At 69.9% G+C, this 22,607-nt stretch carries 21 protein-coding genes and 1 riboswitch; of the genes, 9 read left to right on the top strand and 12 right to left on the bottom strand.

The genetic code is table 11. From position 1 onward, the window contains the following. Positions 1–250: 250 nt before the first annotated feature. From groL to thrC, 4 genes are all read right to left on the bottom strand, one after another. Positions 251–1,879, bottom strand: coding sequence for a chaperonin GroEL (gene groL, locus K3769_RS12395; RefSeq protein WP_267026492.1), 1,629 nt, complete (start codon positions 1,877–1,879; stop codon positions 251–253). A 403-nt stretch (positions 1,880–2,282) separates the two neighbouring features. After that, positions 2,283–2,489: a cold-shock protein gene (locus K3769_RS12390; RefSeq protein ID WP_007493268.1), complete on the bottom strand. Its 207-nt coding sequence runs from the start codon at positions 2,487–2,489 to the stop codon at positions 2,283–2,285. Positions 2,490–2,900: 411 nt separating this feature from the next. Further along, complete coding sequence (locus tag K3769_RS12385; protein ID WP_267026491.1) at positions 2,901–3,176, bottom strand: MoaD/ThiS family protein; 276 nt, start codon at positions 3,174–3,176, stop codon at positions 2,901–2,903. Positions 3,177–3,232: 56 nt separating this feature from the next. Next, entirely contained in the window at positions 3,233–4,567 is a 1,335-nt protein-coding gene (gene thrC / locus K3769_RS12380) for a threonine synthase (RefSeq protein ID WP_267026490.1), read from the bottom strand. Positions 4,568–4,582: 15 nt separating this feature from the next. Next, a riboswitch (SAM riboswitch) is annotated at positions 4,583–4,750 on the bottom strand. Positions 4,751–4,963: 213 nt separating this feature from the next. On the opposite strand from thrC, the gene K3769_RS12375 reads away from it, so the two are divergent. Both K3769_RS12375 and K3769_RS12370 read left to right on the top strand, forming a co-directional pair. Further along, complete coding sequence (locus tag K3769_RS12375; protein ID WP_267031339.1) at positions 4,964–5,911, top strand: glucosyl-3-phosphoglycerate synthase; 948 nt, start codon at positions 4,964–4,966, stop codon at positions 5,909–5,911. 151 nt (positions 5,912–6,062) lie between these two features. Beyond that, on the top strand, positions 6,063–7,487 hold the full coding sequence (locus tag K3769_RS12370; RefSeq protein ID WP_267026489.1) for an alpha,alpha-trehalose-phosphate synthase (UDP-forming): 1,425 nt from the start codon (positions 6,063–6,065) through the stop codon (positions 7,485–7,487). A gap of 76 nt (positions 7,488–7,563) precedes the next feature. Here K3769_RS12370 and otsB read toward each other — a convergent pair whose 3' ends face one another. The 3 genes from otsB to K3769_RS12355 form a co-directional block, all read right to left on the bottom strand. Continuing rightward, positions 7,564–8,427, bottom strand: coding sequence for a trehalose-phosphatase (otsB, locus tag K3769_RS12365; protein ID WP_267026488.1), 864 nt, complete (start codon positions 8,425–8,427; stop codon positions 7,564–7,566). Between the two features lie 29 nt (positions 8,428–8,456). Further along, on the bottom strand, positions 8,457–8,696 hold the full coding sequence (locus K3769_RS12360; protein WP_267026487.1) for a DUF3263 domain-containing protein: 240 nt from the start codon (positions 8,694–8,696) through the stop codon (positions 8,457–8,459). 130 nt (positions 8,697–8,826) lie between these two features. Then, complete coding sequence (locus tag K3769_RS12355; RefSeq protein ID WP_468666252.1) at positions 8,827–10,092, bottom strand: ABC transporter substrate-binding protein; 1,266 nt, start codon at positions 10,090–10,092, stop codon at positions 8,827–8,829. A gap of 191 nt (positions 10,093–10,283) precedes the next feature. Between K3769_RS12355 and K3769_RS12350 the strand changes: the two genes are divergently transcribed. From K3769_RS12350 to K3769_RS12340, 3 genes are all read left to right on the top strand, one after another. After that, positions 10,284–11,225, top strand: a complete 942-nt coding sequence (locus K3769_RS12350; RefSeq protein ID WP_267026485.1) for an ROK family protein — start codon at positions 10,284–10,286, stop codon at positions 11,223–11,225. After that, a complete protein-coding gene (gene nagA / locus K3769_RS12345; protein WP_267026484.1) occupies positions 11,222–12,394 on the top strand; it encodes an N-acetylglucosamine-6-phosphate deacetylase in 1,173 nt (390 codons plus the stop codon). Before K3769_RS12350 ends, nagA begins: the two co-directional genes overlap by 4 nt. 118 nt (positions 12,395–12,512) lie before the next feature. After that, positions 12,513–13,442, top strand: coding sequence for a 1-phosphofructokinase family hexose kinase (locus tag K3769_RS12340; protein WP_267026483.1), 930 nt, complete (start codon positions 12,513–12,515; stop codon positions 13,440–13,442). Between the two features lie 37 nt (positions 13,443–13,479). Here the strand turns inward: K3769_RS12340 and K3769_RS12335 are convergent, their stop codons facing one another. After that, positions 13,480–14,463, bottom strand: a complete 984-nt coding sequence (locus tag K3769_RS12335) for a carbohydrate-binding protein (RefSeq protein ID WP_267026482.1) — start codon at positions 14,461–14,463, stop codon at positions 13,480–13,482. A gap of 118 nt (positions 14,464–14,581) precedes the next feature. Beyond that, positions 14,582–16,297, bottom strand: a complete 1,716-nt coding sequence (gene cdgB / locus K3769_RS12330; protein ID WP_267026481.1) for a diguanylate cyclase CdgB — start codon at positions 16,295–16,297, stop codon at positions 14,582–14,584. 326 nt (positions 16,298–16,623) lie between these two features. Between cdgB and K3769_RS12325 the strand changes: the two genes are divergently transcribed. After that, positions 16,624–17,187 carry a flavin reductase family protein gene (locus K3769_RS12325; protein ID WP_267026480.1) on the top strand — a complete coding sequence of 188 codons (564 nt, stop codon included), beginning with the start codon at positions 16,624–16,626 and terminating at the stop codon, positions 17,185–17,187. 187 nt (positions 17,188–17,374) lie between these two features. Here the strand turns inward: K3769_RS12325 and arfB are convergent, their stop codons facing one another. After that, the gene (arfB, locus tag K3769_RS12320) at positions 17,375–17,803 is read right to left on the bottom strand and encodes an alternative ribosome rescue aminoacyl-tRNA hydrolase ArfB (protein ID WP_217454041.1); all 429 of its coding nucleotides are present in this window, start codon (positions 17,801–17,803) and stop codon (positions 17,375–17,377) included. A 273-nt stretch (positions 17,804–18,076) separates the two neighbouring features. Here arfB and K3769_RS12315 point away from each other — a divergent pair, with 273 nt between their 5' ends. Further along, complete coding sequence (locus tag K3769_RS12315; protein ID WP_267026479.1) at positions 18,077–18,652, top strand: TerD family protein; 576 nt, start codon at positions 18,077–18,079, stop codon at positions 18,650–18,652. Between the two features lie 98 nt (positions 18,653–18,750). Then, on the top strand, positions 18,751–19,266 hold the full coding sequence (locus K3769_RS12310) for a GNAT family N-acetyltransferase (RefSeq protein WP_267026478.1): 516 nt from the start codon (positions 18,751–18,753) through the stop codon (positions 19,264–19,266). A gap of 34 nt (positions 19,267–19,300) precedes the next feature. On the opposite strand, the gene K3769_RS12305 is transcribed toward K3769_RS12310, so the two are convergent. Then, positions 19,301–20,704, bottom strand: a complete 1,404-nt coding sequence (locus K3769_RS12305; RefSeq protein ID WP_267026477.1) for a M1 family metallopeptidase — start codon at positions 20,702–20,704, stop codon at positions 19,301–19,303. 191 nt (positions 20,705–20,895) lie between these two features. Here K3769_RS12305 and K3769_RS12300 point away from each other — a divergent pair, with 191 nt between their 5' ends. Then, positions 20,896–21,396 carry a hypothetical protein gene (locus tag K3769_RS12300; RefSeq protein WP_267031338.1) on the top strand — a complete coding sequence of 167 codons (501 nt, stop codon included), beginning with the start codon at positions 20,896–20,898 and terminating at the stop codon, positions 21,394–21,396. 393 nt (positions 21,397–21,789) lie between these two features. On the opposite strand, the gene K3769_RS12295 is transcribed toward K3769_RS12300, so the two are convergent. Beyond that, the gene (locus K3769_RS12295; RefSeq protein ID WP_267026476.1) at positions 21,790–22,509 is read right to left on the bottom strand and encodes a pentapeptide repeat-containing protein; all 720 of its coding nucleotides are present in this window, start codon (positions 22,507–22,509) and stop codon (positions 21,790–21,792) included. Positions 22,510–22,607 lie beyond the last annotated feature (98 nt).

Genomic DNA, 22,607 nt, shown 5'->3' with positions numbered 1-22,607 from the left:
CCGGGTATGTGCATACGCATAAACAACTCCCCGAACAACCAACGTGGCCCGCAAGGCATTCCGCCTCCCCCCGCGCCCACCTCTGTGACCCCGGCCACGATCCCGGACCCGGCCCGCACACAATCCGGAACGGCCGAGGGCGGCACCCCTGGAGTGGGGTGCCGCCCTCGGTTCGTGCAGCTGGGGTGGAGCGGTGCCGCGGCAGCGGTGGGTGCGTGCCGTGGCGGTGGGCCGCCGATCCGTTGCCGGATCAGAAGTCCATGTCACCGCCCGGCATACCGCCACCGGCACCGGCACCGGCCGCGGCCTTCTCCGGCTTGTCGGCGATGACGGCCTCGGTGGTGAGGAACAGCGCGGCGATGGACGCGGCGTTCTGCAGGGCGGAACGCGTGACCTTCGCCGGGTCGATGATGCCCTCGGCGATCATGTCCACGTACTCACCGGACGCGGCGTTGAGGCCGTGACCGACGGGCAGGTTGCGGACCTTCTCGACGATGACGCCACCCTCGAGACCACCGTTGACGGCGATCTGCTTGAGCGGGGCCTCCAGGGCGAGCTTCACGGCGTTGGCGCCGGTCGCCTCGTCACCCGTGAGCTCAAGCTTCTCGAACACCGAGGAAGCCTGGAGCAGAGCCACGCCACCACCGGCGACGATGCCCTCCTCGACGGCCGCCTTCGCGTTGCGAACGGCGTCCTCGATGCGGTGCTTGCGCTCCTTGAGCTCGACCTCCGTGGCGGCACCGGCCTTGATGACGGCCACGCCGCCGGCCAGCTTCGCCAGACGCTCCTGGAGCTTCTCGCGGTCGTAGTCCGAGTCGGAGTTCTCGATCTCGGCACGGATCTGGTTGACCCGGCCCTGGACCTGGTCGGCCGAGCCGGAGCCGTCCACGATCGTGGTCTCGTCCTTGGTGATGACGACCTTGCGGGCACGGCCCAGCAGGTCCAGACCCGCGTTCTCCAGCTTCAGGCCGACCTCCTCGGAGATGACCTCGCCGCCCGTGAGGATGGCGATGTCGCCGAGCATGGCCTTGCGGCGGTCACCGAAGCCCGGAGCCTTGACGGCGACGGACTTGAAGGTGCCACGGATCTTGTTGACGACCAGCGTCGACAGCGCCTCGCCCTCGACGTCCTCGGCGATGATCAGCAGCGGCTTGCCGCCCTGCATGACCTTCTCGAGGAGCGGGAGCAGGTCCTTGACGTTGGCGATCTTCGAGTTGGCGATCAGGATGTACGGGTCGTCGAGGACGGCCTCCATACGCTCCATGTCGGTGGCGAAGTACGCCGAGATGTAGCCCTTGTCGAAGCGCATACCCTCGGTGAGCTCAAGCTCGAGACCGAAGGTCTGGGACTCCTCGACGGTGATGACGCCTTCCTTGCCGACCTTGTCCATCGCCTCGGCGATGAGCTCGCCGATCTGGGTGTCGGCGGCGGAGATGGAGGCCGTGGAAGCGATCTGCTCCTTGGTCTCGACATCCTTGGCCTGCTCAAGAAGGGCACCGGAGACGGCCTCGACGGCCTTCTCGATACCGCGCTTGAGGGCCATCGGGTTGGCACCGGCGGCTACGTTGCGCAGACCCTCGCGGACCAGCGCCTGGGCGAGCACGGTCGCCGTGGTCGTTCCGTCGCCGGCGACGTCGTCCGTCTTCTTGGCGACTTCCTTGACCAGCTCTGCGCCGATCTTCTCGTACGGGTCTTCGAGCTCGATCTCCTTGGCGATGGAAACACCATCGTTGGTGATCGTGGGGGCGCCCCACTTCTTCTCTAGGACGACGTTACGGCCCTTGGGGCCAAGGGTGACCTTGACGGCGTCGGCGAGCTGGTTCATCCCGCGCTCGAGACCGCGCCGTGCCTCCTCGTCGAACGCGATGATCTTGGCCATGTGAAGTGGTCCTCCCGGACTGGGGTGGAATCTCCAGGACCGCGCCCGCGCCCGCGACGGACGGCCTGCAGACCTCGTGGTTCCTTGCCCCACCCGGCCTGCGGGCCTCACTGACCCGGTCCTCGTTGTCACTCTCACCTTCAGAGTGCTAACGCCAATGATTAGCACTCGACCCATGCGAGTGCAAGCGCCTCTCGATGATCCGCAGGTGGGAGGGGGTGCGAGGAGAGGGCGCAGGATGACCTTGAAGCGCCCGCGCCCGCGCCCGACCCCGATCCCGACCCGGACCTGACCAGGACCCGCCCCGGACCCGCACCCGGACCCGGACATGCCGAAGGGCCCGTACCCGGGAGGTACGGGCCCTTCGGAAGAAGAACGTCGCTGCAGTAAGTCGGCGCGTGCTTCAGCCGGTCGCCAGCCGGACCATGTCCGCCTGCGGCCCCTTCTGGCCTTGCGAGATCTCAAAATCGACCCGCTGACCCTCTTCCAGGGTGCGGTAGCCGTCCATCTGAATCGCGCTGTAGTGGACGAATACATCCGCACCACCGTCGACCGCGATGAAGCCGTACCCCTTCTCCGCGTTGAACCATTTGACGGTGCCCTGAGCCATGCCTAACTCCCCTATTACTGGCCCTTGCACAGACCCGCACTTCGCGGATCCGGGTCAGACCTCACCCCCCAACGGTTGGGGGTGTGCGCCGGAACGCGTCGACCGCGGCTGAATGTATCCGTCCAACTGCCCTCTGCAACAGGTCAATCCGACGAGAATTCCGGGCACGGATGATCGGAAATATGTGAAGCATTTACGAAGATTCAGGGCAAGTCGGGCCCGGTAAATGCCATAAATGGCTCAAAATGAACAGTTACTTTGGCTGCTTCTTGGCGGGTCCCGGGCGCGAACTCTCAAGCGCCGACCTGGAGAAGCGGAGCAGCTTCCCCAACTGTACCGCGCTCAACCATACAGAATTGCCCCCTCCGCTTCGGGCGCGGAGAGGGCAATTCGACGAACGGGGCGGGCGGTTCAGCCGCCGGCGACCGCCGGGATGATCGAGACCCCGACGCCGTCCGGCGTGGCCGTCTCCAGACCCTGCTCGAAGCGGACGTCGTCGTCGTTCACGTACACGTTGACGAACCGCCGCAGCTTGCCCTGGTCGTCCAGGACACGGGCCGCGATACCGGTGTGGTTCTTCTCCAGATCGGCGATGACCTCGGCGAGGGTCGCCCCTTCGGCGGCCACCTCGGCCCGACCACCCGTGTAGGTACGCAGGATGGTGGGGATACGGACGTTGACGCTCACGGGACCTCCAACAGGTAGGGCAGGTAGGGCTGCGGTGCGGTGCGGGCGGACGGCGATCAGGACCCGAGCCCGGCCTCGTGGAAGGAATCGAGGTTCGGACGGATGGTCGCGGTCAGCCCCGTGTCGGAGGCCACGGCGTCCAGCGTCTTCAGACCGTCCCCGGTGTTGAGGACGACGGTCGTCAGCGTCGGGTCGAGCAGCCCGCTCTCGATCAGCTTCTTCGCGACCCCCACCGTCACCCCGCCGGCGGTCTCCGCGAAGATCCCCTCGGTCCGCGCCAGCAGCTTGATCGCGTCGACGACCTGGTCGTCGTTCACGTCCTCCACAGCCCCGCCCGTCCGGCGGGCGATGTCGAGCACGTACGGCCCGTCGGCCGGGTTCCCGATCGCGAGCGACTTCGCGATCGTGTCCGGCTTCTGCGGGCGTACGACGTCGTGCCCGGCCTTGTAGGCGACGGACACCGGTGAACAGCCCTCGGCCTGGGCACCGAAGATCTTGTACGGCCTGTCCTCGACGAGGCCGAGCTGGATCAGCTCCTTGAGCCCCTTGTCGATCTTCGTCAGCTGCGAACCGGAGGCGATCGGCACGACCAGCTGGTCCGGCAGCCGCCAGCCGAGCTGCTCACAGATCTCGTACGCCAGGGTCTTGGAGCCCTCCGCGTAGTACGGCCGCAGGTTGACGTTGACGAAGCCCCAGCCCTCGCCGGCCGGGTCGCCGATCAGCTCGGAGCAGAAACGGTTCACGTCGTCGTAGTTGCCCTCGATGCCGACGAGCTCGCCGCCGTAGACCGCGGCCATGACGACCTTGCCCTGCTCCAGGTCGTGCGGGATGAACACGCAGGAACGGAAACCGGCCCGCGCGGCGGCGGCGCCCACCGCGCCCGCCAGGTTGCCGGTGGAGGAGCAGGAGAGGGTGGTGAAGCCGAAGGCGCGCGCGGCCTCCAGCGCCTGGGCGACGACGCGGTCCTTGAAGGAGTGCGTCGGGTTGCCGGAGTCGTCCTTGACGAAGAGCTTGCCGGCGTCGACGCCCAGCTCACGCGCCAGGTTGTCGGCCTGGACGAGCTTGGTCCAGCCGGGGTTGATGTTCGGCTTGTCCGCCACGTCCGCGGGGACGGGCAGCAGCGGCGCGTAGCGCCAGATGTTCGCGGGACCCGCTTCGATCCGCTTGCGGAGTTCCTCGGTGTCGTAACCCGAGAAGTCGTACGCGATCTCCAGCGGGCCGAAACACTCCTCGCAGGCGAAGACCGGACCGAGCGGGACGCGGTGGCCGCACTCGCGGCAGGAGAGCGCGGCGGCCGGACCGAGGTCGACGGCGTTCGCGGAGCCCGCGGCGGAGGCGGACACGGACGCGGGGGTGGAATTCGTGGTGCTTGCAACTGTCTGCGCAGCCATGGAGGCGAGGCCCTTTCCTCATCTTCCTCACGACGCACTTCGCCATGAGACGGATTTGGCACCTTCCCGAGCCGGGAGCCTCGCGGCGCTGATCGGCGATGTTCGACGACGATCAGGACGAGACCGGCTGGAGGGTTGCCGGGGCTTCAACGGGCCGTATCCCTCTGCCCCTCTGGATGAGCGGTATTCAGTTGTGGTCCTGCATGTGTGGTCCTGCACGTGATTTTAGTTGTCCGCGCAACGACCCCCGACATGCGATGGTCATCAGCGTTGTTCAAGACTGTAACCGACGGCATGGATGGTGGAGAGAGCCGTCCGAACCGCGAGATGACCGCCACACCGGTCCGCGTCGCGGCGGGACGCACGCATCCCGATGAACGCAAGGGAGAGCCGCACGTGCTGGAAGACGTCGAGCGCTGGCTGAGCACGCGCTCCTGGTCCGTCGAGGACCGCCCGCTCAAGAAGCTGATCGCCGCGAAGCGGTCCACCGGCTCCACGGTCAGTGTCGTACTGCCCGCGCTCAATGAGGAGGAGACCGTCGGCGAGATCGTCGCCGTGATCCGCCGTGAGCTGATGACCACGAGAGTGCCGCTCGTCGACGAGGTCGTGGTGATCGACTCGGGCTCGACGGACCGCACCTCTGAGGTCGCCGCCGCCGCGGGCGCCCGTGTCGTGCACCGGGACGAGATCCTGCCCCGGATCCCGGCCGTCCCCGGCAAGGGCGAGGTGCTGTGGCGCTCGCTGCTCGTCACCCGCGGGGACATCGTGGCCTTCGTGGACGCGGACCTGAAGGAGTTCTCGGCGGACTTCGTCTCCGGGATCGTCGGGCCGCTGCTCACGGATCCGGGGGTCGACCTCGTCAAGGCGATGTACGACCGTCCGCTGGGCTCGGCCGCGGGTCAGGGGGGCCGGGTGACGGAACTCATGGCCCGGCCGCTGCTCAACATGCACTGGCCGCAGCTGGCCGGCTTCGTCCAGCCGCTGGGCGGGGAGTACGCGGCCCGCCGCTCGCTCCTCGAACGGCTTCCGTTCCCCGTGGGGTACGGCGTGGAGCTGGGCATGCTGGTCGACTCGCTGCACCTGGTGGGGCTCGACGCCCTCGCGCAGGTCGACGTGGGCGTGCGGAAGCACCGGCACCAGGACGGGCAGGCGCTCGGACGGATGTCCGCGGCGATCTACCGCACGGCGCAGCTCCGGCTGGCCCGCGGGCACATGATCCGGCCGTCGCTGACGCAGTTCGTCCGGGGCGAGAACGGCTTCGAGCCGCGGACACACTCCGTCGACCTGGAGGAACGCCCCCCGATGACGGACATCAGAGAGTACGTGACCCGCCGCGCGGCCTAGCGGGGCGCGGTTCCCCGCGCCCCCATCAGGGGCGCGGGGAACGGCGCAATCTTTCGGCTTTGGCTCTCAGGGGCGCGAGGAACTGCGCGACACCCCCGTCCACGGCGAGTGGAACGTTTGAGCGGTTGGAGCTGCGGCTAGATTTCGAGTCATGGCTCCCACCCACGGCACACACCCCGTCCTCGTCGCGTCCAACCGCGGCCCGGTCTCGTACACGAAGGACGAGTCCGGCGAGCTCACGGCCAAGCGCGGCGGAGGCGGACTCGTGTCGGGCCTCTCGGCCATCGGCCCCGACGCCGGCGCCCTGTGGGTCTGCTCGGCCCTCGGCGACGGCGACCGCGAGGCCGTCCGGCGCGGCGTGAGCGAGGACGGCGTCCGGATGCTCGACATCGACGCCGACACCCACGCCGCCGCGTACAACGGCATCGCGAACTCCGCGCTGTGGTTCGTCCACCACATGCTCTACCAGACCCCCCTGGAACCCGTCTTCGACGCGGGTTTCCGGCGCCAGTGGGCGGCCTACGAGACGTATAACCAGGCCTTCGCCGAGGCACTGGCCGAGGAGGCGGCGGACGGCGCCGCGGTCCTCGTGCAGGACTACCACCTGACCCTCGTGCCGCGGATGCTCCGTGAGCTCCGTCCCGACCTGCGGATCGGGCACTTCTCGCACACCCCGTGGGCCCCCGCCGACTACTTCCGTCTCCTCCCGGACGACATCGCGGCGAAGGTCCTGCACGGGATCCTCGGCGCCGACCGGGCCGCGTTCCTCACCCGGCGGTGGGCGGACGCGTTCACGGACTGCTGCCGGGCCGTGCTGGGGGACGACTTCGACCCGGACACGCGGATCGGCGTGCACGGGCTGGGCGCCGACGCGGACTTCCTGCGCGAGCGCTCGCACCGGGAGGACGTCGACGAGCGGATGGCCGCGCTGCGCGAGCAGATCGGCACCGCGCCCGACGGCAGCGCCCGGAAGACCATCGTGCGGGTGGACCGGACCGAGCTGTCCAAGAACATCGTGCGCGGGCTCCTGGCCTACCGCGAGCTGCTGGAGGACCGGCCCGAGTGGCGGGAGCGGGTGGTGCACGTGGCGTTCGCGTACCCGTCGCGGCAGGACCTCGCGGTGTACCGCGACTACACGGCCGAGGTGCAGCGGGTCGCCGACGAGATCAACTCCGCGTACGGGACGGACGGCTGGACGCCGGTCGTCCTGCACGTCAAGGACGACTTCGCGCGCTCACTCGCGGCGTACCGGCTGGCCGACGTGGCCCTCGTGAACCCCATCCGCGACGGTATGAACCTCGTCGCGAAGGAGGTGCCTGTCGTCTCCGACGACGGGTGCGTGCTGGTGCTGTCGCGGGAGGCGGGGGCGTACGAGGAGCTGGGCGACGACTCGGTCGTCGTGAACCCGTACGACGTGTCCGGTACGGCGGAGGCGTTGCACGAGGCGTTGCTGGTGCCTGCGGGGGAGCGGGCCGAGCGGACCAAGCGGTTGGCTGCGGCGGCGACCGCGCTGCCTCCGGCGCAGTGGTTCCTGGACCAGTTGCAGGCGGTGCGCTCCGCGGGGGCGGGGGGCTGAACCGATCTGGGGGCGCGCCGGTTCCCGCGCCCCTGAAGGGTTCAAGGCGAAAAGACTGCGCCGTTCCCCGCGCCCCTTATGGGGTCAGCCTTGCTGCCAGGGTTGTCAGTAGGTGGGTGACCCCCTCCGGGCCGTCGACCACCAGGTCCGCGCGGTCCGCCAGTTCGGTCACCTCTGTGCTGCCGCTGCAGACCAGCAGGCCGGGGATGCCGTCGGAGCGTAGTTTCTCGACGGCGGCGAAGGCCGGCAGGTCGCCGAGGTCGTCGCCGACGTACATGACCGACTCGGCGCCCACCTCGCGCACGTACTCGCCGAGGGCGACGCCCTTGTCCATGCCCGCCGGACGCAACTCCAGGACCAGCCGCCCCGGTTCGACGATCAGGCCGTGCTTCTGCGCCAGCCGGGCCAGCGGTTCGCGCAGTGCCTCGAAGGCGGCCTGCGGGTCCTGGGCGCGGCGGGTGTGGACCGCGACGGCCCGCCCCTTCTCCTCGATCCAGCTGCCCTGCCAGGCACCGATGCCGTCGAGGAACCCGGGCAGTTCCGCACGGGCCGCGGCCACGCCGGGGTGCGGCGCGGGAGCCCGGACCGTACCGGTGACCGCGTCCCAGCGCTCCGCCCCGTAGTGACCGAGCACGACGAGGTGGTCGAGGCCCGGCACCCCGGCGAAGCCGCCGTACCGGACGGCTACCGACGCGGGCCTGCCGCTGACGACGGCCACCGACGCCACCTTCGGGGCCAGCGCCGCGAGGGCGGGTACGGCGTCCGGGTGGGCGCGGGCCTGCTCGGGGTCGGGCACGATCGGCGCGAGCGTGCCGTCGAAATCGAAGGCGAGGACGGCCTTGTGAGGCCGCGCGAGGATCGCGGCGAGACCGTCCCGGCCCGCGGTGGTCACGGGGCTCGGCAGCGACGACGGGTCGGACGGGGCGGGGTGACTGGCCATGCTGCGACCCTATCCGCCGAGGTGGCGTCCTACGCCTCCCGCCCGCTCCTGCGTACCTCACGGACGCGCCGCAGGCGGTTGACCGTCACCGGGTCGTGCGCGAGGGCCCGCTCCGTGTCCAGCAGGGCGTTCAGCAACTGGTAGTAGCGAACCGGGGCGATCCCCAGCTCCTCCCGGATGGCCCGCTCCTTGGCCCCCGGCGCCTCCCACCCCCGCCCCTCCAACGCAAGCACACCCCGCTCCAGCGAGCTAAGCCCTTGGTCACTCATACGCCCCACGCTAACCCCAAAGGGGCGCGGGGAACGGCGCAATCTTTCGCCTCTCCCCCACCAGGGGCGCGGGGAACGGCGCAACCACCCCACCGCCCCGCCGCCCCACCCCGCGGAGCACCCCGCGGAGCTACGCCGCGTTCTGCGCAGCGGAAGCAGCCCGCTGCAACTGCCCCAGCACCGCCCCCGGGTCCCCCTCCGCGCTCACCGCCTCACCGATCCGCCGCTTGATCTCCGCGCTGACCACCGCCCAGGACTTCTGCCCCACGGGGTACAGCTCCGCGTTGGGCAGCTCGCCCAGGAAGTCGACGAGGTCCGCGTCGTCCTTGTCGAGGGCCATCGCCTCGGAAGCGGACGTCGTCACGGGCAGCAGGTCGTACTCGTGGGAGAACTCGAGGACGTTCTCGTCGCTGTACACGTAGTCGAGGAACTCCCCGATCTCCTTCGCGTGCCCGTTCTTCTTGAACGCCATCATCCAGTCGGCGACGCCCATCGTGGCCTTGGAACGCCCCTTCTCGCCGGGCATCGGCACCATGCCGAACTTCACGCCCTTCGCGGCGGCGGCCTTCATCAGCGTGGGGTGGCCGTTGAGCATGCCGACCTCGCCGCGCGTGAACGCCGCGAAGGCGTCCGCGCGGTTGAGCTTCGCGGGCGCCACCGGCCCGGTCAGCCCCTTGTCGACGAGCTCGTCCTTCAGCCAGGTGAAGGTGTCGATGTTCTGCGGGGAGTCGAAGCTGTAGGAGCCGACCGTGTCGGTGTACCCGTCGCCGCCGCTGAGCAGCCACATCAGGGTCTCGGCCTGCGCCTCCTCCGGCCCCAGCGGCAGCGCGTACGGGTACTTCACGCCCTTGGCCTTGAGGGCCGCCGCGTCGGAGGCGAGGTCGCTCCAGCTCTCCGGCGGGGTGAGGCCGGCGTCGGCGAAGAGGTCCTTGTTGTAGAAGAGCAGCCGGGTGGAGGAGGCGAACGGCATGCCGTACTGCGTGCGGTTTATCTCCCCCGCCGCGGACAGCTGCGACACGAAGTCGGCCTGGGTGTCGATGGAGAGCAGTTCGCTCACCCGGTAGAGCTCCCCCGCGTCCGCGTAGTCGGCGTACGCGCCGATCTGCGCCAGGTCGGGCGGGTCGCCCGCGTCGACCATGGCCTTGACCTTGGCGTCCACGTCGTTCCAGGAGTAGACGCTGACCTTGACGTCGACGCCGGGATGCTTCGCCTCGTAGGCCTGCGTCAGCTTGTCCCAGTACTTCTGTGAGCTGTTCGCCGCGGAGTCGCCGTAGTCGGCCGCCACGAGTTTCAGCGTGACGTCCCCGGATTCGGTGGAACTGCCGCAGCCTCCGAGGGCCGCGGTCACTCCCAGCGCGGACACGACCGCTATCAGACTTGTCACTCGCCGCTGCACTACTGCCGTCCTCAACCCTGTTCGTCCCCTGAGCGCGTCCGCGCGTCCGGGCGTCCGCATGCCCAAGTGCCCGCGTATCACACAGAATTCGCTCATGTGATCCGGAACTTTCGATTCGCAATTTTCGCTCTAAGGTCTACACCACGTAAGTGGACTAGACCTCTCACGGGGTAAGGGGCGACACTGTACGTGTGAGACACGTCATCGCCCTGGATGTGGGCGGCACCGGAATGAAGGCCGCCCTCGTGGGTGCGGACGGTGAGCTGCTGCACCGGGCCCGCCGCTCGACGGGCCGGGAGCGCGGCCCGGACTCGGTCGTCGAGTCGATCCTCGCCTTCGCCGCCGACCTGCGCGCGCACGGCGAGGAGCACTTCGGCGAGCCCGCGGCGGCGGCCGGCGTGGCCGTCCCCGGCATCGTGGACTCCGACCGCGGTATCGCGGCCTACGCGGCCAACCTCGGCTGGCGCGACGTACCCCTGCGCACGCTGCTCAGCGAACGGCTGGCCGGGGTCCCCGTCGCCCTCGGCCACGACGTACGCACCGGCGGCCTCGCCGAGGGCCGGATCGGCGCCGGCCGGGGCGCGGACCGCTTCCTGTTCGTACCGCTCGGCACGGGCATCGCCGGTGCCATCGGCATCGACGGCCGGGTGGAGGCAGGCGCGCACGGTTTCGCGGGCGAGATCGGCCATGTCGTCGTACGCCCCGGGGGCGCCCCCTGCCCGTGCGGTCAGCACGGCTGTCTGGAGCGGTACGCGTCCGCGGGCGCGGTCGGTGCGGCGTGGGCCGAGGCCTCCGGCGACCGGGACGCCGACGCGGCGGACTGCGCGAAGGCCGTCGAGTCCGGCGACACCCGGGCGCGGGCCGTCTGGCAGGACGCCGTGGACGCGCTCGCCGACGGCCTCGTCACCGCGCTCACCCTGCTGGACCCGCGCGTCCTGATCATCGGGGGCGGTCTCGCCGAGGCGGGGGAAACCTTGTTCACACCACTGCGGGCCGCGGTCGAGCGGCGCGTCACCTTCCAGAAACTGCCGTCCATCGTCCCCGCCGCACTCGGGGACACGGCCGGCTGCCTGGGCGCGGGCCTCCTCGCCTGGGACCTGCTGGCCACCACTTCGGAGGTATCCGCCCGATGACCACTGAGCGTATGTCTCCGGCCGGGCCGCAGACCACAGTCCTCACCGGCGCGAACGTAGTACTCCCCACCGGAACGGTGCGCGGCGGACGCCTGATCGTCGACGGCACCCGCTTCGCCGGGAGCGCTCCCGAGGGCGCCCCCACGGTGGACCTGAGCGACCACTGGGTGGTCCCCGGCTTCGTCGACATGCACAACCACGGCGGCGGCGGCGCCTCCTTCACCTCGGGCACGGTCGAGGAGATCCTCCAGGGCGTCCGCACCCACCGCGTGCACGGCACGACGACCCTCGTCGCCTCCACGGTCACCGGCGACATGGACGGCCTGGCCCAGCGCGCGGGACTGCTCTCCGAACTGGCCGAGCAGGGCGACATCGCGGGCGTCCACTTCGAGGGCCCGTTCATCTCCCCGTGCCGCAAGGGAGCGCACTCCGAGAAGCTGCTGCGCGACCCGGACCCGGCGGAGGTCCGCAAACTGATCGACGCGGCGCGCGGCCAGGCCCGCATGGTCACCCTCGCCACCGAACTGCCGGGCGGCATCGACTCCGTACGCCTGCTCGTCGAGCACGGTGTCATCGCGGCGATCGGGCACACGGACGCCACGTACGAGCAGACGGTGGAGGCCATCGACGCGGGCGCGACCGTGGCGACGCACCTCTTCAACGCGATGCCCGTGCTCGGACACCGCACCCCGGGCCCGATCGCGGCCCTGCTGGAGGACGAGCGGGTCACCGTCGAGCTGATCAACGACGGCGTCCACCTGCACCCGGCCTCTCTCCAGCTGGCGTTCCATCACGCGGGCGGCGGACGGGTGGCGTTCATCACGGACGCCATGGACGCGGCGGGCTTCGGCGACGGCCGCTACATGCTCGGCCCGCTGGAGGTCGAGGTCGCGGACGGAGTGGCGCGGCTGGTGGAGGGCGGCTCGATCGCGGGCTCCACGCTCACCCTGGACCGGGCCTTCCGGCGCGCGGTGACGGTGGACCGGCTGCCCGTCGAGGACGTCGTCGCGGCCATCTCCGCCAATCCGGCCCGGCAGCTGGGCCTGTACGACCGGGTGGGCTCACTGGAACCGGGCAAGGACGCCGACCTGGTGGTCCTGGACTCCGGTTTCGAGCTCAGGGGTGTGATGCGTCGGGGCGAATGGCTGGTCGAACCTCAGATCGGCTGAGCCGGGGGCTGGGCCGACGGCCTCCGCCTTTGGCATGATCGGACTTTCGGACGAGCACACCCGTGGGATCCGTACGCCCACCGGGCGCCCGCGCCCACATCGAGGGAGGCAGCCCCAGGTGATTCTCACGGTCACGCTGAACACCGCTCTCGACATCACGTACCGCGTACGCAAGTTGCGGCCCCACGCGTCGCACCGGGTCGACGAGATGACCGAACGGCCCGGCGGGAAGGGCCTGAACGTGGCCCGGGTGCTCGCGGCCCTCGGCCACGAGGTGACCGTGACGGGCTTCGTGGGCGGGGTCACCGGACGGGCCCTGCGGGAGCGGCTCGCGCAGACGCCGGACGTCGTCGACGCGCTGGTCCCGGTGAGCGGCGCGACCCGCCGCACGATCGCGGTGGCCGACGCGACGACCGGTGACACGACTCAGCTCAACGAACCGGGCCCGCAGATCACCCCCGCCGAGTGGGCCGGCTTCCAGGAGACGTACGAGGTTCTGCTGCGGTCCTGCTCCGCGGTGGCCCTGTGCGGCAGCCTGCCACCCGGGGTGCCGGTCGGGGCCTACGCCCAACTCGTACGCGCGGCACGGGCGTTGGCGGTTCCGGTGCTGCTCGACACGAGCGGGGAGCCGTTGCGGCGGGGGATCGCGGCGCGACCCGACATCGTGAAGCCGAACGCGGACGAACTGGCCGAGCTGACCGGCTCGCACGACCCGTCGCAGGCCACGCGTGACGCGCGCCGGCGCGGGGCGCACGCGGTGGTGGCGTCCCTCGGCCCGCAGGGGCTGCTCGCCCGCACCCCCGAGGGCGACTGGCGCGCGGCCCCGCTCAGGCCGGTCCGCGGCAACCCGACGGGCGCCGGGGACTCCGCGGTCGCGGGCCTGCTCTCGGGCCTGGTCGAACACCTGCCGTGGCCGGACCGCCTGGCCCGCTCGGTCGCCCTCTCCGCGGCAACGGTCCTGTCCCCCGCAGCGGGGGAGTTCGACCAGCAGGCCTACGAAGAACTACTCCCCCGAGTATCAGTGGCAAACCAACCCACAGCAGCGTAAACCCGGCATTTCAGGGGCGCGAGGAACGGCGCGAACGTCAGTTCTTGACCTGCCCGGCCTTCAGCCGGAGCTGGTCCAGGAGGACATCACACTGGTCCCCCTCCTGACAGGAGATGGAGATCGTGTTCGTGCCCTTGGTGAGAGTGGGCCAGGAGTACGTCTCCGTCCACCCCTTCTCCCACTCGTTCTCCTTGGCCTTCGCGAAGTTCCCTAGATTCAGCTTGGTCCCGAACTCCTTGCCGTTCACGGTCAGCGTCATCTTGGCGTCCTTGCCGGGCACGCTGTACTTCGTGAAGACGGTGTACGTACCGGCCTTCGGAATGCCGTTGACGGTCCACGTGACCTCGGCACCGACCTGGTTCAGGCCGGTCACATAGATACCGCCCGCCGCACTCGCGCCCTCGATGTCCGACGCGGTCGTCACACCGGCACCGAGCTTCAGTGCCTTCGCGTCGATGTCGGGCAGCTCGGCCGGCTCGTCGGCATCCTTGCTTGACGTCTCGCTCGGCTCGGCGCTCTGCCCGGCCGACGTGGTCGGCCCCGCGGCGTCGTCCCCGCCCTTGTCGTCGTCCGAGTCACCGCCCGTCATCGCGATGGCGATACCGATCACCACGGCCGCGACCACGGCGACGGCGCCGATCAGCAGCCCCCTGGTGTTGGGCCCGCGGCCCCGGCCGCCACCGCCCCGGCCGCCGTGCGTCTGCTGGTGCGTGGTGGGCGCGCCGCCGGAGTGGTTCTCGGACGTGGCGTAGTTCGCGTTCGGCTGCCCGTACTGCCCCTGCTGCCCGTACGTGCCCTGCTGCTGCGGCGCCTGCCCGTACTGCGCGGTGGGGGCGGCCTGCGCGGCGGACTGGCCGTACTGGCGCTCACCGACCGGACGCACACGGTTGACCGAGCCGGGGTAGCCGTAACCACCACCGCCGCTCGGCGGCTGGGCTCCGGCGGCTTTCCCGTCCTCGTACAAATAGCCGAACGGGTCGTCGTCCTCGGGCGTGCTCGCGCCGTTGCTGCCGGGCGTCATCCCTTGGTCTCCTAGCGGGTGCGGTACAGATGCGGTACGGGGGATCGAAAGGCGAGCCTACCCGGTCCCGCTGCCCCAAACGGGTGACTCAGCTCGCATGCCGGCGCTGACCTGCGGATCAGCCGGCACGCCTGTGCGCTTTGGGACGAGAACGTTTCTCTACGTACATCCGCTCGTCGGCGGACTGCAGGACCTCGTCCGCCGACATGCCGCAGTGGGCCCACCCGATACCGAAGCTGGCGCCGACCCGCATGGCCCGTCCGTCGACCCTGATCGGCTGGATTATCTCGTTGCGCAGCCGCACCGCGAGGTCCTCCGCGTCGGCCCGGCCGAGCCCGTCGGCGAGCACCACGAACTCGTCGCCGCCGAGCCGGGCGACCGTGTCCCCGTCGCGCACGGCGCCGCTCAGCCTGCGGGCCACCTCGATCAGCACGTGGTCACCGGCGTTGTGCCCGAAGCGGTCGTTGATCGACTTGAAGCCGTCGAGGTCGCAGAAGAGGACCGCCAGCCCCTTCGTGCCGTCGTCCCGCTCCCCCTCGGGTGTGACGGTGTGCACATGGTGGTCGTACGCGCCCAGGGCGTCCGGGACCGACCGGTAGTCGAACCCGTGCCCGTTCGCGTCGTAGGGGGTCACGTCGTAGCCGTTCACGTCGTACCCGTTGGCTCTCGCGTTGCGGGCGGCCACCACTTCCCCGTACGCCGCGTCGATCGTGTCGACCACGCCGGGTTCGGTCGCCGTGGGGCGCGCGCACAGCCGGGCGGCGAGCCGGGAGCGCAGCTCCGCGGAGTTCGGCAGGCCGGTGAGCGAGTCGTGGGAGGCGCGGTGGGCGAGCTGCAGCTCGCGGCGTTTGCGCTCCTCGATGTCCTCGACGTGGGTGAGCAGGAAGCGCGGCCCGTCGGCGGCGTCCGCGACCACGCTGTTGCGCAGCGACACCCACACGTACGTGCCGTCGCGGCGACAGAGCCGCAGCTCGGCGCGCCCGCCCTCGGCGGAGGTCCTGAGCAGGGTGCCGATGTCCTCGGGGTGGACGAGGTCGGAGAAGGAGTAGCGGCGCATGGAGGAGGCAGGGCGGCCCAGCAGGCGGCACAGCGCGTCGTTCGTGCGCAGGATCCGGCCGTGCTGGTCGCCGCCCATCTCGGCGACGGCCATGCCGGAGGGCGCGTACTCGAAGGCCTGCCGGAAGCTTTCCTCGCTGGCCCGCAGCGCCTGCTGCTCGCGCTCCAGGCGCACCAGCGCGCGCTGCATGTTGGCGCGCAGCCGCGCGTTGCTGATGGCTATGGCGGCCTGGAATGCGTACATCTGCAGGGCCTCGCGGCCCCATGCGCCGGGACGGCGTCCGTTGCGCGGGCGGTCCACGGACAGGACACCGATCAGCTCACCGCAGGAGCCGCCCGGGATGCTCGGGGTGTACATGGGGGCGAAGAGCCGGTCGGCGGGGTGCCACTCGTCCTCGAAGCGCGGTTCGGGTCCGTCGGTGTACCACTGCGGGACGTCGTCCTCGTCGAGGACCCAGCCCTCGGTGTGCGGTATGAACCGCAGGTCGCCCCAGGCCTCGCCCATGGTCAGCCGGCGTTCCCAGGAATCGCGGGAGCCCGTGCGGCCGGTGATGAGCGCCTCGGCGGCGGAGTTCCCGGCGAGGGCCGCGACCACCAGGTCGCCCTCGGGAAGGACGAGGTTGACGCAGGCCAGTTCGTAGCCGAGGCCGTTGACGACGCCGTCGGCCACGGTCTGCAGCGTGTCGGCCAGGCTGCGGGCCGTGTTCATGTCCGCCATGACCGTGTGCAGCTGCCGCAGGGTCGCAAGGCGGACGTACGGCTCCGACTCGGTCTCCATTCGCCCTCCCCTCGAAGACCTCGACAGCAACTCCAGGGCTCTCTCCCCGCCTACTCCCTGCCAGCTTCCCCGCCACTGAATCACAGCGCGCTGCCCACTCGGTACACAGGGTCAACAAATTATGGCACCTGTGACTCAAGTCACAGGCGAAGATGAACAATTGAGTAGAGTTTCTGTGTTTTCGCGGTGCGTTTACTGAACGTAAATTTGTGGAACATGTGCGCGCCCCTGGTAAGAGATCCGAGTCACACTCCCACTTCGGTCCTAGGACCCGGTTCCGACGTTGGTCGGATGTGTCCACCGTCGGCGGAGAATAGCGTCTTCGTGTGCTGAACACTCCCTCCACCGCTCCGCCCGCCCCGTCCGTGCATGCTGTGGGGGTGAGCAACGAAGAGTTCCGCGCGGCCATGTCCCGGCTCGCCGCCGGCGTGGTCCTGGTGACCGCGCACGAGCCGCAGGCCGACCCGGACGGCCCGAGCGGCGAGGACATCGGCATGACGGCGACCTCCTTCATGTCCGTGTCCCTCGACCCGCCCCTCGTCCTCATCGGCCTGCGCGAGGGCTCCCGCATGGACGACCTGCTCGCCGAGCAGCCCTTGTGGGCGGTCTCCTTCCTCTCCCGGAGCCAGGGTTCGGTCGCCGGCCGCTTCGCCATGAAGAACCGCATCTCGGACCGCCTGCTCTTCGCCGACGTGCCGTACGTCCGCGGAAAGGAGTCCGGCGCGCCGCTGCTGGACGACGCCCTGGCGACCCTGGAATGCCGCACCGAGCAGCGGGTGACCGCGGGCGACCACACCCTGGTGATCGGCCGCGTCCTGACATCCGCGCTGCCGGGTGCGGAGGGCAGCCCGCTCACCTATTTCCGGGGCCGTTACCGGCAGTTGGACTAGGCCTTTTCCGGGCGCCGGGGATTCGACGGCTTACGACTGTGTACGAATGTGAAGCCGGGCATGTGCCGGACACACTTATCCCCCGGCTTTTCCGCCGCCGTCGGAAAACTCGCGCCGGGCGGTCGCGGAGAAGCGAACGGAGCGGTGGGAACGGGAAAAGCGCCGGGACGGCCCGACCCCCTTTCCGTCACCCCCAGTCACGCCCGGAACGCCCGCGCTTGGTGTCGCCCCGCTGTTTCTTCTCGCGAAGCCGGCGCTCATTGATGCCCCGCGGAATACGGGTGGCCCGACGGGGCCTCGGCGGCGGGGCGCTGGCCTCCGCGAGCAGCGAGGCGAGCCGCACGGCCGCCGTCTCACGGTTGCGCCACTGGGAGCGGTGCTCGGAGGCGCGCACGGCGACGACGCCGTCGACCAGCCGGTCGGCGAGCCTGGCGAGTGCCCGCTCCTTCCACACCGGCGGCAGCGACTCGGTCTTCGCGAGGTCGAACCGCAGCTCGACCTGAGAATCCGTCGTGTTGACGTGCTGGCCACCCGGCCCGGAGGAGCGCGAGAAACGCCACATGAGCTCGGCCTCGGGCAGCGAGACGGAGCCACGGATGACGTAGGGACCGGACATGCCCCCATGGTCCCCTGTCTGTCCGGTCCACGTCACCAGCTTTTCGGCACCGGACCGGTCACCGACCCGAGCCCGCCTCCGCCCGGCCCCCGGCCCACCGGCCCCCTGCGCGGCACCCCTCCGGCCCCGCAGGTAAAGAAAGTAAAGAGGAGCGGAACCCTGGGGACCCCCATCGGCGTTCTTAGGGTTGGCGGTAGCTTCGTCCCGTACGAAGCCCGCCGCGCAGCACCGCACGATCCGTACGCACGCATAACGAGGGAAGGACTCCCAACAATGGCTGTAAGCCTGTCCAAGGGTGGCAACGTCTCGCTCACCAAGGAGGCTCCGGGCCTGACCGCCGTCACCGTGGGCCTCGGCTGGGACGTCCGCTCCACCACGGGAACCGACTTCGACCTGGACGCCTCGGCCATCGCGGTCAACCCCGCGGGCAAGGTCTACTCGGACTCCCACTTCATCTTCTTCAACAACAAGCAGACCCCGGACCAGACGATCGTCCACACGGGCGACAACCGCACGGGTGAGGGCGCAGGCGACGACGAGGCGATCAACGTCAACCTCGCGGGCCTCCCCGCCGACGTCGACAAGATCGTCTTCCCGGTCTCGATCTACGACGCCGAGACGCGCTCGCAGAACTTCGGCCAGGTCCGCAACGCGTACATCCGCATCGTGAACCAGGCCGGCGGCACCGAGATCGCCCGCTACGACCTCTCGGAGGACGCGGCCACGGAGACGGCCATGGTCTTCGGCGAGCTGTACCGCAACGGCGCCGAGTGGAAGTTCCGCGCGGTCGGCCAGGGCTACGCGTCCGGCCTGACGGGCATCGCCAAGGACTTCGGCGTCAACGTCTGATCACGACATCCGAGGGGCCCGGTCCGGCTGCGGCCGGACCGGGCCCCTCGGTCGCGGCGGACCCACCGGCCCCCCGCGGAGCGCCTACCCTTCCCGGCGTGATCCTCGAACCGCTGATCCTCACCCCCGACCACGACCTGCCGGGTCCCCTCCTCACGGAACTCACCGAGCTCTACGCCTCGAACCACGCCTTCTACGCCCTCAGCGGTGACTTCCCCGACCCGCACGACATCCGTTCGGAGCAGGTCGCGAAGGCGCTGGCGGACGAGCTGGCCAACCCGGACGTGGAGGTCCTCCAGGCCCGCAGCGCCGGCCGGCTCGTCGCGATCGCGATCACCCTGGCGCACCACCCGGACCCGGGCGACCCCGACCCCTGGATCGGCCTGCTGCTGGTCGACGCGGCCCACCAGGGCAAGGGCCACGGACGGCGGCTCGCGGCACGCATCGAGGACCGCTTCCGCGAGGCGGGCCGGGACGCCGTGCGCCTGGCGGCCCTGGACAACAACCCCGGGGCCTACGCCTTCTGGACGACGATCGGCTACGAGACCATCGGCCACCGCAAGGACCGCGGACGGGGCCGCCCCTGCACGGTCCTACGCAAAATCCTGCACTGAGAACGGTCCCGCACCCCATCCCGAAACACGCATCTCAGGGACTCGCGGGCTTCCCCTCCCCGTACAACCAGTCGTCCCAGATCCCCGAGAAGTCCACGTCCGGCGCCGCCTTCTCCACGAAGGCGGTGAAGTCGCCGGTGTCCGCGTTGCCATGCCGCCGTGCGGCGGCCCACCCCCGCAGGATGCCGAAGAACACCTCGTCACCGACCGCCTGCCGCACCTTGTGCAGCACCATCGCCCCCCGCTCGTACACGGGGCTGTCGGAGATCTGCGCGGCTCCCGGCGGCCGAGCGGGCGGAAAGGCCCACACCCCTTCGCTCTCCGCCTTCTTCTCGAAGTAGCTCCCCTCGTACAGCGCGTCGAAGACGTCCTGCACGGAATCCCCGCCGTGGTCCTCGTCCCACAACCACTCGGCGTACGTGGCGAAGCCCTCGTTCAGCCACATGTCGCGCCACGACTTCGGGGTGACGGAGTTCCCGTACCACTGGTGCACCAGCTCGTGCACGAGAAGATCCACGCCGGGCGCACCGGGAAACACGGGCCGGTTCTGGGTCTCCAGCGCGTACCCGGCATCGTCCTCCCGCTCCACGATCGCGCCGGTCGACGAGAACGGATAGGGCCCGAACAGGTCCTCGGCCCACTCCATGACCTCGGGAATCCGTCCGAGCACCTCGGCACTGTCCGCCGCCTCCACGGGATCCACGGCGACGTAGACGGGCAACCGCCCCGCCCTGGACCGCCGAACCTCGAACTCCCCCACGGCGACCGTCACCACATAAGAAGCCACAGGCTCCGCGACCCGCCACTCAAAAACAGCCCGACCACCCCTCACCGCCTCCTTCCGCAACTCCCCGACCGAAACGGCCTCCAGCCCCTCAGGCACCTTCACAACGATGTCGTACGAGGCCTTGTCGCTCGGATGATGGTTCCCGGGAAACCACGCCATGGACCCGGTGGGCTCCCCCAGCCCCACAGCCCCGTCCTCGGTGGGCAGCCACCCCTCCTCCGACCCGTCCGGATCGGTGATGACCTCGGGCTTTCCCTCGTAGCGCACCACCGCCACAAAGGAATCCCCACCCTGCAGATCCTCACGCGGCCGAACGGTCAACTCATGATCACCACTGCGATTGAACCGGGCGCTCTTCCCGTCCACCTCGACGGACCGCACCTTCATCCCTTTCAGATCAAGGTTGAAAGCGCTGAGGTCCTTCTCCGCCCGAGCCCGGATCTCCGCCTCCCCCACCAGCCGCCGGCCCTTGGGCTCGTAGTCGAGCGTGATCCCGTAATGCGTGACGTCGTAGCCCCCGTTCCCCGCCTTGGGAAAGTACGGATCCCGCACACCGGAGGCCCCCGCAACGCCCTTCACACCCCCCTCGCACCCGGCGAGGAGGCACACCAGCACAAGACCGACAGGACCAAGGACGACAGACCGGGGCATGGCGGCGATCCTAAGGGCTGTCCCGTAACTCCCGGCGGGCGCACGACGACAGCTACGGCGTTGCCGGATCGCCCGAATACACCCGGTATGAGGGCGACCCGGCGCCTTGCGATGCACCGCATCCGACGCCGCACGCTGATCCACCGGGAGTTACGGGACAGCCCTTGGAACGGCGTGACACCATCACCCACGTGCTCGACATCGGCTACGCCCTCTCCTCCCGCTTCCCGGACCCCCCGCAGACCGACTACCGCCGTGCGGACGTCCACGCCCTGCGCCACGACCTGTTCTGCGGGGACGTCTACCTCGCCGACACGAAGGCGGACCGGGAACTGTCCACAGGCTGGGGATGGGTACCCGTACTCGACTTCGCGTGGGCCCTGTGCGACATCGTCGAACAACTCGACCAGGACCCCCTGGGCAGCAGGGCCTCCCGCCCCCAGCGCGCCGAACTGGACTTCACCGAGTCCACCGACCGCATGCTCTTCGAGCGCCGCTTCGGCTGGGTGGACATCGAGTCGGACTGGATGCCCGCGGACGAGCCCCCGCTCACCTTCTCCCACACCGAACTGCGCCGCGAAGCGCGGGACTTCCTCCACGACATCGTGGCCGACCTGACAGACCTCCACGAGGGGCTCCGGGACAACCCGGCCATCTGGGCCCTGGAGGCCCGCTTCCCCCGCCTCCCCTGAGCCGAACACCCTGGGGGCTGCGCCCCCAGACCCCCCATCGGCCTGAACGGCCTCGTCCTCAAACGCCGGACGGGCTAGAAGAACAACGGCCGGACGCGCCAGAAGAAGACCGACGACCGGACGGACTGAAAGACGATCGACGGCCGAACACGTTGTAAAACGATCGATGGCCAAACGGGCTGCAAGCCGATCGAAAGCCGAACGAGTCGAGAGATCACGGGCAGCCGGCGGCGTAACGCGGGAGCGGGCCGTGCCGGTACGTCGAAAGTCCGCCGCGTAGGGCTCCTCCAGGAAGCGGCGCCCTCAGAAACGTAGAGCCGTACACCCGGGGGCGGCGGACTCGACGTACCGGCACGGCCCGCTCCCCCCACCCACAGCGTCACGCCCGCCCGCTCACACATCAACCCCCCACCACCCGAACCCCACCTCCGCCGCAAACACCCCCGCAAGATCCAGCAACTGCGCCGGACTGATCACAGCCCCCGCCAGCCGATCAACCCCCCGCGCGAACCCCACCTCCGCCGCCCGCCGCAGATCCACGTCCGTCAACGACACCCCGCTGAAGTCCGCCCCCTTCAGCACGCAGTCCACGAACTCCACCCGCTCCAGCCGAGCACCCCCGAAGTCCGGCTCGACCAGCACACACCCCTCGAACACCACATCCCGAATCCGCGCCTCCCGCAGATTCAGGTAGTCGATCTTCCCCCCACGGAAGACCACCCGCTCCAGCACGGCGCCATGCATCTGCACCCCGCCCAGCCGCGCGTCGACCACCTCCACATCCCGGAAGGTCGCCGACCCGAAGTCCGTCCCCACGCCCCGCAACCCGGTGAGCACGCAGTCCAGCACCCGCGCGTGATGCAGCCGCGTCTCATCGACCGCGCACCCCGTCAGCGCGCAGTCCATGAACCGCGCACCCCCACCGTCCTGCCCCACAAAATCCAGCTCGTCGAAGAGCAGCCCGTCATAGTCCCCGTCGGGCTCCAGCCCCCCACCCCCGTACGGCTCCAGCGACGGCAACCGCACCTCGGGCCGCCGCGCACCCTTGACCCCCGCACTCGCCCCCGTGCCCGCGCCCGCCCTCGAACCACCCTTAGCCGCTCTGCTCACCATCCCCCCATCCTGCACCCCACCACTGACACACCCCCTGACCAGCAAAGAAGCCCCGCATGTCACACCCCGAACCCACCACGAGTCGTAAGGACAACACC

The organism is Streptomyces ortus, assembly GCF_026341275.1.
Classification (GTDB): domain Bacteria; phylum Actinomycetota; class Actinomycetes; order Streptomycetales; family Streptomycetaceae; genus Streptomyces; species Streptomyces ortus.
This window is presented reverse-complemented; position numbering and strand designations above follow the sequence as displayed.